The sequence below is a fragment of the Streptomyces sp. CNT360 genome, assembly GCF_000424785.1.
Genome location: NZ_AUKO01000004.1, coordinates 443,050 through 455,914, shown reverse-complemented (window position 1 = coordinate 455,914; position 12,865 = coordinate 443,050). Strand labels below are relative to the sequence as shown.

General features: G+C 73.5%; 11 protein-coding genes. 5 read left to right on the top strand and 6 right to left on the bottom strand.

Annotated elements, in window-relative coordinates; genetic code table 11:
* The first annotated feature begins 75 nt into the window (after positions 1–75).
* A complete protein-coding gene (locus H297_RS0112230) occupies positions 76–861 on the top strand; it encodes a hypothetical protein (protein WP_027737279.1) in 786 nt (261 codons plus the stop codon).
* The gene (locus H297_RS0112225; RefSeq protein WP_027737278.1) at positions 854–2,425 is read left to right on the top strand and encodes a serine/threonine-protein kinase; all 1,572 of its coding nucleotides are present in this window, start codon (positions 854–856) and stop codon (positions 2,423–2,425) included. Before H297_RS0112230 ends, H297_RS0112225 begins: the two co-directional genes overlap by 8 nt.
* Before the next feature lie 262 nt (positions 2,426–2,687).
* On the opposite strand, the gene H297_RS35985 is transcribed toward H297_RS0112225, so the two are convergent.
* Positions 2,688–3,719 (bottom strand): beta-ketoacyl-ACP synthase III, encoded by a 1,032-nt coding sequence (locus H297_RS35985; RefSeq protein ID WP_037793944.1) that lies wholly within the window; start codon positions 3,717–3,719, stop codon positions 2,688–2,690.
* Positions 3,720–4,169: 450 nt separating this feature from the next.
* Between H297_RS35985 and H297_RS0112215 the strand changes: the two genes are divergently transcribed.
* Positions 4,170–4,916: a uracil-DNA glycosylase gene (locus H297_RS0112215; protein ID WP_027737277.1), complete on the top strand. Its 747-nt coding sequence runs from the start codon at positions 4,170–4,172 to the stop codon at positions 4,914–4,916.
* A 46-nt stretch (positions 4,917–4,962) separates the two neighbouring features.
* Here the strand turns inward: H297_RS0112215 and H297_RS0112210 are convergent, their stop codons facing one another.
* From H297_RS0112210 to tdh, 5 genes are all read right to left on the bottom strand, one after another.
* Complete coding sequence (locus tag H297_RS0112210; protein WP_027737276.1) at positions 4,963–5,187, bottom strand: hypothetical protein; 225 nt, start codon at positions 5,185–5,187, stop codon at positions 4,963–4,965.
* Positions 5,188–5,812: 625 nt separating this feature from the next.
* Positions 5,813–7,285 (bottom strand): sugar porter family MFS transporter, encoded by a 1,473-nt coding sequence (locus tag H297_RS0112205; protein ID WP_027737275.1) that lies wholly within the window; start codon positions 7,283–7,285, stop codon positions 5,813–5,815.
* A 237-nt stretch (positions 7,286–7,522) separates the two neighbouring features.
* Complete coding sequence (locus H297_RS0112200) at positions 7,523–8,431, bottom strand: LysR family transcriptional regulator (protein ID WP_027737274.1); 909 nt, start codon at positions 8,429–8,431, stop codon at positions 7,523–7,525.
* Between the two features lie 19 nt (positions 8,432–8,450).
* Positions 8,451–9,656: a glycine C-acetyltransferase gene (locus H297_RS0112195; protein ID WP_027737273.1), complete on the bottom strand. Its 1,206-nt coding sequence runs from the start codon at positions 9,654–9,656 to the stop codon at positions 8,451–8,453.
* Between the two features lie 69 nt (positions 9,657–9,725).
* Positions 9,726–10,754, bottom strand: a complete 1,029-nt coding sequence (gene tdh, locus H297_RS0112190; protein WP_027737272.1) for an L-threonine 3-dehydrogenase — start codon at positions 10,752–10,754, stop codon at positions 9,726–9,728.
* 372 nt (positions 10,755–11,126) lie between these two features.
* Here tdh and H297_RS0112185 point away from each other — a divergent pair, with 372 nt between their 5' ends.
* The gene (locus H297_RS0112185) at positions 11,127–12,155 is read left to right on the top strand and encodes an ATP-dependent DNA ligase (RefSeq protein WP_486589483.1); all 1,029 of its coding nucleotides are present in this window, start codon (positions 11,127–11,129) and stop codon (positions 12,153–12,155) included.
* 450 nt (positions 12,156–12,605) lie between these two features.
* Positions 12,606–12,851: a hypothetical protein gene (locus tag H297_RS0112180; protein ID WP_027737270.1), complete on the top strand. Its 246-nt coding sequence runs from the start codon at positions 12,606–12,608 to the stop codon at positions 12,849–12,851.
* The last annotated feature ends 14 nt before the right edge of the window (positions 12,852–12,865 follow it).

The following is a 12,865-nucleotide window of genomic DNA, read 5'->3' as shown; positions in this document are numbered from 1 at the left end:
CGAGCATCCAGCGGGGTACCTGACAGACGTCAGGACCGATATAGGATGCCCGCGGCCGAAGGGGGAGGCTGAACCATGGACACCGTCATCGTTCAACTGCCGGACCAGCGAGGACGTTCCACCGGCGAGCGGGGCCGGCGGCCGCGGCTGCTGCACCTCGGCCCGGGGGAGAGCGCCGACTTCGGCCGCGGCGAGCCGGACAACCCCGTCCAGGTCGCGCTGCCCGACCCCGGCGTTTCCCGGCACGCGGGAGCGATCACCGCCGCCGAGGACTACTGGCGGCTGTCCAACTACAGCGGGCACGTGACCTACGTGGTGGAGAACATGGAGGGCGCGGGGGAGCACATCAAGGTTCCGCCCGGCAGGCTGGGCGCCCCCGTGCCGTTCGAGTTCTCCCGCGTCGTCCTGCCCTCCCGCGACGGCGAAGTGTGCTTCAAGGTGTTCGCGCCCGAGCACATGTATCTGCACGCGGGCGTCGGCGTCCGGGCCGGCGAGCCGACCCAGAGCCCCTTCGCGCTCGACCAGACCGCCAAGTACTTCCTCGTCCTCCTCGCCCTGTGCGAGCCGCGGCTGCGGGACCCCTCCAGCGGCGCCATCCCCGGGGTCGGCGAGATCCTGGAGACGCTGCGTACGCTGCCGGGCTGCCACGACCTGACCCGCTCGGCCGTCAACTACCACATCGAATACCTCGCCTCGGTCAAACTGCGGCTGCGCAGCGACGACGAACGGTCCGCCGGCAGCGGGCGCAAACGCGCCGAACTCGTCGCCCTCGCCCTCCGTTTCGACCTGGTGCGGGAGGAACATCTGACACTTCTGCGCCCGGACCGCCCGAGCCCCGCCGAAAGCCCCGCGGATGTCTGAGCCCGGCCGCTCCCGCCTCGACCTGCCCGCCGGCTACCGGGTGGGCCCGTGGGTGCTGTCCGACCGGATCGGCACCGGCAGCTGGGGCGTGGTCTACGCCGCCGAGCACGCCGAGGACGGCTCCGAGGCGGCGGTGAAGTTCCTGCCCACCCACCTGCTGCCGCCCGGCCAGCGCGAGGCCATGGAGGAACTCGTACGGCAGGAGGTGCGCTTCAGCCTGGAGACCGACCACCCGCACGTGGTGCGCACCCGTGAGGTGCTGACCGTCCACGACCCCGAGCGCCCCGCCGCCGACGGCGTCACGGCACTGGTCATGGACCGCGCCGCCCACAGCCTCCAGGACCTGCTGGCCGCCCGCACCGACACCGGCGAGGGGCCTGCCCCGCTGCCGGACGCCGCCCGCGTGCTGGCCGGAGTCGCCGCCGGGCTGGCCCACATCCACCGGCGCAACTGGGTGCACGGTGACCTGAAACCCGGCAATGTGCTCCTCGCCCCCGACGGCGAGGTCTGGCTCGGCGACTTCGGCCTCACCGCCGAACTCGACGGCACCCACGCCTACGTGCCGCCCCTCGGCTCCCTCGACCACGTGCCGCCCGAGTGGTGGTCCGACCGGGAGGGCGGCCGCAGCGTGGTGCGCCCCACCGCCGACATCTGGGCCTTCGGCGTGCTGGCGCACCAGGTGCTCACCGGCGGCCTCCACCCCTTTCCCGGCTCCACCGCCCGGGCCCGCGCACTGGGCGCCCAGGCCTGGGCCCGGGGCAGCGCCGAACTGCGGCTCGACAACGCCGTTCCGGAGGGCTGGCGCGAGCTGATCGCCGACTGCCTGCGCCCCGACCACGCCTCCCGCGCCACCCTGGACGCCGCCGAGCTCGCCGCCAGAGCCCGGCAGTTGGCGGACCCCGACGCCGAAGGCGGCCCGCTCGCGCACCGCCGCTCCCGCGCCCCGCGCGGACCGGCCGCCCGCCGGCGCCGCAGCCGTGGCATCGTGGCCGCCGCCGTCACCGTGCCGCTGGTGGCCGTCGCCGCCTCGGCCGTGCTGCTGCTCGTCGACGACGACCGGGCGGGCACCGACGAGGGCAACCCCCTGCCTACCCCGTCGGTCTCCGGCGCCATCCCCGCCGGCTCCGACGTGCCCCGCAACCTGCGCTCCACCATCGAGGACGCCGCCCGGCAGTGCGCCGAGGAGGAGGTCACCCCGGCCTTCCTCGCCGCGATGCTGAAGGCGGAGAGCGGTTTCGACGCGGACGCCCGGCGCCCCGAGACAGGCGAGTACGGCATCGCCATGTGGACCCCTTCGGTCTTCAAGGGCTGGGCCCAGGACGGCGACAAGGACGGCGACAAGAGCTACATGTCGCCGCCCGACGCGATCGCGGCCATGTCCAACTTCGTGTGCTGGCTCGACCAGAAGTACAAGGAGAAGGGCATGCGCAAGGACCTGCCCGCCCTCATGGCCGCGGGCTACCGCACCAGCTCCCGCACCGTCATCGAAGCCGGCGGCGTGCCCGAACGGGTCCGCCCCCATGTGGCACGCGTCGAGCGGTACCTGCGCGAGTACACCCGCTGAGCCACGCTGCCCGCCGCCCGCGGGAGAGAGCACGCCCCTGTGCGGGGTCGCACGGGGGCGGGACGCGCGGGGCATCGCCGTGCGGTCCCGTCCCCGTCCCCCCGTACGGCCCGCCCGCCGGCGGCACGCGTCCGCGGGTCGGCGGCGGACGCGTGCGGGGTGTCCGGCTCGGCGGGGCCGGGCCGGGGCCGCTCGTCAGCGGCCCCGGCCTCGGCGACCACGAGCGTAGAAGGCGGCGTCGGCGACCGGTACCTGACGGATGTCAGGGCAACGGCCTGGCCGCCGGGACGTCGGGGCCCAGCAGCGCCACCGAGCCCCACGTGAGACCGCCGCCGAACGCCGTCGTCAGCACGCGCGCTCCGGGGCGCAGCCGCCCGGCCGCCTGCGCGTCGGCCAGCGCCAGCGGGATGGAGGCAGCACCTGTGTTGCCCACCTCCCGCAGGTGCAGCGCGCACCGTTCGGCGGGGATGCCCAGCCGCTTGCCGACGGCGCTCAGGATCCGCGCGTTCGCCTGGTGCGGGACGAAGTGGTCGACCTGCCCGGCTCGCCACCCGACGCGCTCCAGCACCGCCTCGCACGAGGCGGTCATCCGCTCGATGGCCTGCTGGAAGACGGCGCGGCCCCGCATCCGGAAGTAGCGGTCGCCCGGTTCGTCCGGCCGGTCTCCGGAGCGGGACCGCGCCCCGCCGCCGGGCACGGTGATCAGGTCGTAGCCCTCCCCGTCGCTGCCCAGGTCGAAGCCGAGCAGCGTTCCGGGGGCGTCGCCTCGGCTCCCGCACCCGAGAAGCGCGGCGCCCGCGCCGTCACCGAAGACGACGCCCGTGGACCGGTCGGCGGGATCGAGCCAGTGCGAGTAGATGTCGGCCCCGACCAGCAGGACCCGGTCGAACAGGCCCGCGCCCACCATGCCGTGGCACAGCGCCAGACCGTAGACGAAGCCGCTGCACACGGCGGCGACGTCGAGGGCGGGGACGGTACCCAGCCCCAGCCGGGCCGCCACCGCCGGCGCGGTGGCCGGACACAGGTGGTCGGGGGTGGCGGTGGCCAGTACCAGGGCGTCCACGCGTGGCCACCCCTGCCCGTCGAGCAGGCGCCGGGCTGCGTGCTCGGCCGCGTCGCCTGTCGAGGTGGACCGGTCGGCGAGGTGGCGGCGCTCGATGCCGGTACGGGTGCGTACCCACCTGTCGTCCACACCCCACTGCTGTGGCAGCAGCGCATTGGGCACCACCCGCGGAGGCACCCAGCCGCCGACCGCCTCCAGGACCACCGGCCGCACCGGGGCGGCGCTGCTCACGGCCGCTGCGGTGGACGTGCCGGCGGCCGGGGCCGCGTGCGGGAACGGCCGGCTCAGCACGCGGCGGCCCGAGGTGTGCCGTGGACGACGGACAGGTTCCTGTGGCGCACGAGCACCGAAGCCCCCTGGGACGGTCGGGCCGGACCGGGGGACGCCCCTCCGGCCCGGACCCGGAAGCGGATCTTGGAAGAGGTCTTTCTACCCCAGGCTCCACCGGGTGGGCGCCCCGCCGGACCACGTGACCGACCCGGTGCCGCCCGCCTTCCGCGCCCGTGAGCTGGCCGTTCGACGCGTGCGGCGGCACCCGGGACAGCCCGTGGCCGTCCCCCGGGTGAGGGACGCGACGCGTGCGCCGAACGTATGACGCGCGCGGCCGGGAACCCTGGAGGCGGACGGAGTACGAGGCCGGTAGGGGCCCCGCTGACGCCGCAGGAGGAGACGGGACACTCGATGAGCTTTCCGCACAGGCAGGCACCGCGGGCCGGGGACCTGCACACCCTCGACCGGACGCTGAGTACGTGCCGGGCCTGTCCGCGACTGGTGGAGTGGCGCGAGGAGACCGCCCGCGTCAAACGCCCGGCCTTCCGCGGCCAGGAGTACTGGGCGCGGCCCGTGCCCGGGTTCGGCCCCGCCGACGCCAGGATGCTGCTCGTCGGCCTGGCGCCGGCCGCGCACGGCGGGAACCGCACCGGCCGCATGTTCACCGGTGACCGCGCCGGTGACGTGCTGGTCGCCGCTCTGCACGACCTCGGTCTGGCCTCGCAGCCGACCTCCACCCACAGCGGTGACGGCCTGGAACTGCACGGGGTGCGCTTCACCTCACCTGTGCACTGCGCACCGCCCGCCAACAAACCCACTCCCGGGGAGCGCGACACCTGCCGCCCCTGGCTCGTCCGCGAACTCGAACTGCTGCACCCCACCGTACGGACCGTCGTGGCTCTCGGTGCCTTCGGCTGGCAGACCGTGCTGCCGGTGCTCGCCGAAGGCGGCTGGCGGGTGCCGCGGCCCCGCCCCGCCTTCGGCCACGGCATCCGCGTCGCGCTGCAGCCCGACGAGGGCGATGCCGCGCCGCTGGCCGTGTACGGCTGCTACCACGTCACCCAGCGCAACACCTTCACCGGCAGGCTGACCCCTGCCATGCTCCGCGACGTCCTGCGGGCCGCAGCCGAGGAGGCCGGGCTGTCCCTCTGCGGGTGAGCCCCGCGGAGGGGTTCCAGCAGGGCACCGAGGTCTGCCTCCCGGATCACTCCTCGTCGCCCTCGCCCGGGTCCCAGGCGTAGGCGCCCCCGCCGCGCCAGTCGATCAGGGGCCCGTCCAGGTCGATCGCGTCCGGGTCGAACCCGGCGTCGGCGAGCAGCGACAGGACCTCGTTGACGTCCGCCGCCCGGCCCAGGACGGTCCCGTCGGCCTGTACCCGGCGTGTGCCGTGCGCGTCGGGCGGATGGACGATGATCGGTGCGTCGGCCATACCCCTACCCTGCGCCCGGCTCCGCCTGTCCGCATCCCGATCACGCCGGTCGCCGTCCCATCACCGTCCTCCTCCTGCGGTCCGTACCGCGCCGCCTCTCGTCCGTGCCCGGCGGCGCGCAGCACAACGGCCCGTCAAACACCGGCGGCATCGGGAGAGTTGTCCTGCCTTCTTGCCGACGCGGGGGCAGCGCGTGGGAAGGGGGGCCATGCGAGGACAGGACTCGGTCGGACGACGCATACCGGGGGGGACCGCACCTTTTCGGTACCGAACGCTGTTGTGTGTACACATAGCGTCGCTGGCGGCACTGGAGTTGACCATCGGCACAGCACCGAGGGCAAGCCGTCCCCCGTGCCGCCGCTCACCACCGTGGTGGGTGGTCGCGGTACGGGTAAGACGTCCGCGACGGCGGAGTCGCGGCAGCACTGTCTGCACCGAGTCCCGCTCTTCTCACTGGACTTCGCCTACGAGCCCGGCACCAAGGCCGGAGCCAGCAGCTCACCCCCGCCTGGAGCTGATGCTGCTCACCGTCGTCCGCCGGCGGCCCAGCAGCCTGGACGCCGGTCTCGACGCCGCCGAGGCCCGAGTTGGAGCTCGAACCGCACGGGGACGAGGTGCGCGGGGCTCAGCTCGACCGGCCCCGCTGCCGCTCGGTGGCCTCGGGGCGGCGGTAGGTCTCGCCGGTCATCTCCTCCAGCTCCCGCTGCTTGGTCTCCGGCAGCTTGCCGCGGACGAAGAAGAAGGAGAGCAGGGCGAAGAAGGCGAACGCGCCGTACAGCCAGGTCAGCCCGACCTTCCGGGTCATCGGCTCGAAGGAGAAGGTGACGATGAAGTTGAAGATCCAGTTGGAGGCGGTGCCGATGGCCAGCGCCATGGCCCGCATCCGGTTGGGGAACATCTCCGCCAGCATGACCCACATGATCGGGCCCCAGGACAGGGCGAAGAAGATGACGAAGGCGTTGGCGCCGACCAGCGCCATCGGCCCGTACGGGTCGGGCAGCTTGACGTCTGTGCCGCTGCCTCGCTGGTGCGAGAAGGCGACGGCGGTCAGTGCCAGCGCGCAGAACATGCCGACCGAGCCGATCGACAGCAGCCGGCGGCGGCCGACGCGGTCCACGAACAGCATGGAGACCACGGTCATGACCACGTTGATGCCCGCGGTGATGACGGAGGTCGTGAACGACTGGGACTCGCTGAAGCCGACCGACTTCCACAGCGTCGTCGAGTAGTAGAAGATCGCGTTGATGCCGACCAGTTGCTGGAAGGCGGCCATGATGATGCCCGCCCACACCAGGGGGTGCAGCCCGAAGCGCTCGCCGCGGATGTCGCGGAAGCTGCTCCTGTGCTCCTTGCGCAGCGTCTCGCGGATCTGGGCGACCTTGCCCTGGGGATCGGGTTCACCGGTGATCCGGCCCAGTACGCCGGCCGCCTCGTCGCCCTTGCCCTTGAGCACCAGGTAGCGCGGCGACTCGGGGATCAGCAGAGCCAGGATCCCGTAGACCGCGGCCGGGATGACGCCGACGAGGAACATCCACCGCCAGGCGGGCATGCCGAACCACAGGTCCTGCGAGGCGCCGCCGGCCGCGCCGGCCAGGCCCTTGTTGGAGCTGAGGACGACGAGCTGGCCGATGGTGATGGCGAGTTGCTGGAGGGAGCCGAGGGCGCCGCGGCCGGAGGCGGGGGCCACCTCGGAGATGTAGGCGGGTGCGATCACCGAGGCGATGCCGATGCCCAGTCCGCCGATGACGCGCCACAGCAGCAGGTCCGGGACGGAGAAGGCGAAGGCCGAGCCCGCGGAGCTGATGACGAACATGCCCGAGCCCAGCAGCATCACGTTGCGGCGGCCCCAGCCGTCGGCCAGCCGGCCGGCGTACCAGGCGCCGACCGCACAGCCCAGCAGGGCGATCGAGACGACGAACCCGGACAGGAACGCGCCGAGGTGGAAGTGGCCCGACAGCGCGTCGACCGCGCCGTTGATCACGGAGGAGTCGAAGCCGAAGAGGAACCCGCCGACCGCGGCAGCGATCGAGATGCCGACCGCTTTGCCGTGGCGGCCGGGGGACGGGGAGGCCGACGCGTTGGAGGCCGTCTCAACCATGCGATGTGTCACCCGATTCGTACGTATTCGCACATATTCGTACAGATAGACCCGTATCGTCGCGTACTCCAGCGGGGGAGGCAACATCCGTCAGGCTGGAGTCGGAGATCCGCATACCACTCGTGAGCGGGGTCATTCATCGCAAAAGGGCGAACGGGCCGCCGTGCGCCGGTGAAGAACGCGTCCGCGCCGGTGAAGAAGGCGTTGGCGCCGGTGAAGAACGCGTCCGCGCGGGGGCTAACGGGCCGCCGACGTCAGCGCTTCCAGCACCGGGCTGATCAGCGGATGCTTCTCCGCGCCCCGCCGTACCGCGGCGAAGACCCGGCGGGTGGGGGCGACGCCCTCGACCGGGTGGACCGCGACCCCCGCGCCCCCCTCGGCGTCCGTGCCCAGCAGCGCCGAACTCGGCACCAGGGCGACCCCCGCCCCCGCGGAGGCGAGTGCGACGACCGCGCGGAAGTCGTCGGAGAAGTGCTCCATACGCGGCTCGAACCCGGCGTGTTCGCAGGCCAGGACCACCACGTCGTGGCACGGGTTGCCGGGGAAGGGGCCGATCCAGGTGTCCTCGGCCAGCCGGTCCAGCGGCACCCGCTCCGCCCCGGCCAGCCGGTGCCCCTTCGGCAGCACCGCGTCGAACGGTTCCGCGTACAGCGGCACCCGGGTCAGCCGCGGGTCGTCCGCACCGGGCGCGCCCCGGTACTCCACGGCCACCGCCACATCCGTCTCCCGGTCCAGCAGCATGGGGAGGCTGGCGTCGCCCTCCGCGTCCTTGACCCGCACCCGGATGCCGGGCGCGGTGCGGCCCAGCTCGGCGAGCGCGGGAGCCACCACCAGTCCGATACCGGTGGCGAACGAGGCGAGGTCGACCTGGCCCGCGGCCCCCGACCCGTAGGCGGCCAGCTCTGCCTCGGCCCGCTCCAACTGGGCGAGCACCCGGTGGGTGTGCGCGAGCAGGATCTCCCCGGCCGGGGTGAGCCGCACCCCCCTGGTGCCGCGCTCCACCAGGCGGTGGCCGGTCTCCTGCTCCAGCGCGGTGAGCTGCTGGGAGACGGCGGAGGGGGTGAGGTAGAGCGCGGCGGCAGCGGCGGTCACCGTGCGGTGGTCCGCCACCGCACGGAGGATGTGCAGCCGCCGCGCTTCGATCACGTGACCGATTCTCCCGCAGTCACTTCGCGAGCTGGGCCCGGGATGCGGCAAACGCGTCGACCGCCCGGTTCACGTCCTGTGTCGAGTGCGCCGCCGAGAGCTGCACCCGGATCCGGGCCTGTCCCTGCGGAACCACCGGATAGGAGAACCCGATCACGTACACCCCGCGCTCCAGCAGCAGCTCCGCCATGCGGCCCGCCTCCGCTGCGTCCCCGATCATCACGGGCACGATGGCGTGCTCGCCCGGCAGGACATCGAAGCCGGCCTCGGCCATCCGGCGGCGGAACAGCTCGGTGTTGGCCGCCAGCTTCTTCCGCAGGTCCGCGGCGGTCTCCAGCAGGTCGAGCACCTTCAACGAGGCCGCCGCGATCACCGGCGCCAGGCTGTTGGAGAACAGGTACGGACGCGAGCGCTGCCGCAGCAGGGCGACGATCTCCGCACGGGCGGCCACATAGCCGCCGGACGCCCCGCCCAGCGCCTTGCCGAGGGTGCCGGTGAGGATGTCCACCCGGTCCATGACCCCGTGCAGCTCCGGCGTGCCGCGCCCGCCCTCGCCGACGAAGCCCACCGCGTGCGAGTCGTCGACCATCACCATCGCGCCGTACCGCTCCGCCAGGTCGCAGATCTCGGGCAGCGGTGCCAGGTAGCCGTCCATCGAGAAGACGCCGTCGGTGACGATCAGCCGGCGCCTGGCGTCCTGCGCCTGCTTGAGCTGCTGCTCCAGGTCGGCCATGTCGCGGTTGGCGTAGCGCAGCCTGCGGGCCTTCGACAGCCGGATGCCGTCGATGATCGAGGCGTGGTTGAGGGCGTCGGAGATCACGGCGTCCTGCGCGCCCAGCAGCGTCTCGAACACGCCGCCGTTCGCGTCGAAGCAGGAGGAGTACAAGATCGTGTCCTCCTGGCCGAGGAACGCCGAGAGCCGCCCCTCCAGTTCCTTGTGCACCTCTTGGGTGCCGCAGATGAAGCGGACCGAGGCCATGCCGTAGCCCCAGCGGTCCAGCGCCTGGTGGGCCGCCGCGATCACCTCGGGGTGGTCGGCCAGGCCCAGGTAGTTGTTGGCGCAGAAGTTGAGGACCGGCTGGCCCGGCCCCTGCGGGCGGCCGTCGCCGGTCACCTCCACCGACGCGGACTGCGGGGTGGCGATGATCCGTTCGGGCTTGTGCAGCCCGGCTTCGGCGATCTCGTCCAGGGTGGCGCGCAGCTCGTCGCGTACGGAGTCGAACATCTTGCGGTCTCCAGAGGTCGGCGGGGAGGGGCGGTCAGTGAGTGGGGGGGGAGTGGGGGAGCGGGAGGCTCAGCGGGTCCAGTCGAGGACGACCTTGCCGCCGTGACCGCCTGCCGCGTCGTCGAAGGCGGCCGCGAAGTCGCGGTAGCCGTAGCGGCCGGTGACCACCGGGGCGAGGTCGAGACCGCCCTCCAGCAGTACCGACATCGCGTACCAGGTCTCGAACATTTCCCGCCCGTAGATGCCCTTGAGGGTGATCATCGAGGTGACGATCCGGGCCCAGTCCACGGCGAACTCCTCGGCGGGCAGCCCGAGCATCGCGATCTTCCCGCCGTGTGTCATGTTCGCGAGCATGTCGCGCAGCGCGGCCGGGTTGCCGGACATCTCCAGGCCCACGTCGAAGCCCTCACGGAGCCCCAGCGCCCGCTGTCCGTCGGCGACGGTCGCGCCGGAGACGTCGAGGGCGAGCGAGGCGCCGAGCTTGCGGGCCAGCTCCAGCCGCTCCTCGCTGACGTCGGTGACCACGACGTTGCGGGCACCGGCGTGCTTGGCCACCGCCACCGCCATCAGTCCGATCGGCCCCGCGCCCGTGATCAGCACGTCCTCGCCGACCAGCGGGAAGGACAGCGCGGTGTGCACGGCGTTGCCGAACGGGTCGAAGATCGCCGCGATGTCGGGGTCCACCGGGGTGCGGTGCACCCACACGTTCTCCGCGGGCAGTGCCACGTACTCGGCGAACGCGCCGTCCCGCCCCACGCCCAGCCCCACCGTGGCGCGGCACAGATGGCGCCGGCCGGCCAGGCAGTTGCGGCACTTGCCGCACACCAGATGGCCCTCGCCGCTGACCCGGTCACCCGTGCGGATGTCGGCCACGTCCCGGCCGGTGGCCACCACCTCACCGGTGAACTCGTGCCCCACCACCAAAGGCGCGGCCACCGCCTGCTGCGCCCAGCTGTCCCAGGAGCGGATGTGCAGATCGGTGCCGCAGATGCCCGTGCGCTCGACCTTGATCAGCACATCGCCGTGTCCCATCGCGGGTTCGGGCACGTCGGCCAGCCACAGTCCTGGTTCGGCCTTCTGTTTGACCAGCGCCTTCACGCCACGGCTCCTGTCGTCGTCTCGCGCCACGGCAGGGCGGAGCCGGGCCGCGACGACGCGGCCCGGGGCTTCGGCCCTGTGCGGGGAATGGGAGGCGGCGCCCCGGCAGGGGCCGCCGGCACGAATCTGCCGCACAGCGGCCGCGGGGTCCATCGAGGATTTCTTAACCGCACCTCCAGGTCCCCTTCACACGCTTGCGGCAGCCCCGTATGCGGAGGCGTCGCCCGTCGCTGCGCCCCCGTACGCGCCGCTGCGTCCCGCACAGGGGTGCCCTGCCGCGTCCCACGCCCCAGGGCTCCTGCGCCACCCGCATCCGGGCGCCTGCACGCCGCCGCGGTCGCGGAACCCCGCCCGGGGCGCTATATGTGGCACATGGGCGCGCATGACAAGCGGCTCGTCCCGCCCATCCCCCCGATGACGGCCCGCACGGTCGACGCGACGCCCCGTGCGGCCGGGCTGGCGTACGAGGCGAAGTGGGACGGCTACCGCGTGCTGTTGTACGCGCGCCCCGACGCGCCCCACCTCCAGTCCCGCCGCGGCACCGACCTGTCGCCCGGCTTCCCCGACATCGTGCAGGCCGCCGCCGCACTCGGTGAGGAAGCCGTCTTCGACGGGGAACTGGTCGTCATCGAGGAGGGCGCCGTCAGCTTCAGCCGGCTCCAGTCGCGGGCGCAGCGCGCCGGGGCCCGCGCCCGGGCGGCGGCCGCCGCCCACCCCGCGCACTTCATCGCCTTCGACCTTCTCCAACTCGGCGACGAGGACGCCCGTACGACCATGAACCGCCCCTACCGGGAGCGCCGCGCCCTGCTGGAGGAGGTCTTCACCCGCCGCGACCTCCAGCCGCCGTGGGCGCTCTGCCCCATGACGACCGACCCGGACCGGGCGAACGAGTGGCTCGACCCGGCCTGGGGCGCGGTCGGCATCGAGGGCATGGTCGTCAAGGGGCTCGGCCAGCCCTACCGGCCCGGCGAACGGGGCTGGCGCAAGCTGCGCGCCCGTGCCACGGCGGAGGCCGTCGTCGGAGCCGTCACCGGACCCCTCACGGCCCCCGACGTGCTGCTGCTCGGCCGCTACGACGACGAGGGCGAGCTGCGCATGGTGGCGCAGAGCGCGCCGGTCACCCGCACCCTGCGCCGCGAACTCGGCGCTCTCCTCGTGCCCGCCGGGCCGGAACACACCTGGACCGACGTTCGCTTCCGCTCCGGCTGGGGCAGCCGCGACATCCTGGCGCACCGCTGCGTCGTCCCCGAGCACGTGGTCGAGTTCGAGGCGGATGTCGCCTACGGCGAGGGCTGCTGGCGCCACCCCGTCCAGGCCCGCCGGCTCCGCACGGATCTGCGCCCGGCGCAGGTACCGCACCTCGGGGAGACGGACGAGCCACCAGGTACCCGTGCCGCATGACGCCGCCCCTCACCGCGTCCACGGAAACCGGCGGTACCTGCGTCCACACTCCCGGACAGGACGCCACCCCGCCGGGCCCGGACGCCCACGGCACCGACCGCGTGTGCCGGCCCGCCTGGGCTGACCGGACCGGGACCGGACCCGGAGCCGGCCGACACAGGAAAGCGGCTGCGGTGACGGCTCGCCGACCGGCCCGCCGCCACCGTCGGCCGTCCCCCCGGCCTTCCCGCGTCACCCCGGCCGGACGGCCGCCGCCCGCCGGTGACCTGTCCGGCCCATCACCGCGCGCACCCGGCCGTGACGCGGGGCAACGTGGGAGCAGCGTCCCCACGGGTCGGCAGCCGGCAAAGGCCGCACGCGGCATCCACGCGCCCGCGCATGCCCGTGCGCCACGGCCGGACCCGGCCTACCGACACCATCGACATGAAGACAAGACGACAAGGAGTCCCCATGCGTCGCCTTCCCCGCTCGGCCCGCATCGCCACCGGCATCGCCGCCCTCGCGGTGACCGCGCTCGTCCCGCTCTGCGGCGTCGCCCAGGCAGCCGCCCCGACGCCCACCTCAGCGTCCACCGAGACCTCGGCCCCCACGCCCTCCGGCGAGGACCAGCAGGGGCGTACCCAGAACGACAACCGCCTGGTCAAGCTCGGCGACCGCGAGGGCGCCCTGGGCCTGGGCGTCCTGGGCATCCTCTGACGGACGGCCCCGAC

Bases quoted from the DNA above. Each gene is read 5' to 3' on its own strand.
- H297_RS0112215 (WP_027737277.1), top strand. From the start codon at position 4,170: ATGAGCTTTCCGCACAGGCAGGCACCGCGGGCCGGGGACCTGCACACC.
- H297_RS0112180 (WP_027737270.1), top strand. From the start codon at position 12,606: ATGCGTCGCCTTCCCCGCTCGGCCCGCATCGCCACCGGCATCGCCGCC.
- H297_RS0112230 (WP_027737279.1), top strand. From the start codon at position 76: ATGGACACCGTCATCGTTCAACTGCCGGACCAGCGAGGACGTTCCACC.
- H297_RS0112185 (WP_486589483.1), top strand. From the start codon at position 11,127: ATGGGCGCGCATGACAAGCGGCTCGTCCCGCCCATCCCCCCGATGACG.
- H297_RS0112225 (WP_027737278.1), top strand. From the start codon at position 854: ATGTCTGAGCCCGGCCGCTCCCGCCTCGACCTGCCCGCCGGCTACCGG.
- H297_RS0112205 (WP_027737275.1), bottom strand. From the start codon at position 7,285: ATGGTTGAGACGGCCTCCAACGCGTCGGCCTCCCCGTCCCCCGGCCGC.
- H297_RS0112210 (WP_027737276.1), bottom strand. From the start codon at position 5,187: ATGGCCGACGCACCGATCATCGTCCATCCGCCCGACGCGCACGGCACA.
- H297_RS0112195 (WP_027737273.1), bottom strand. From the start codon at position 9,656: ATGTTCGACTCCGTACGCGACGAGCTGCGCGCCACCCTGGACGAGATC.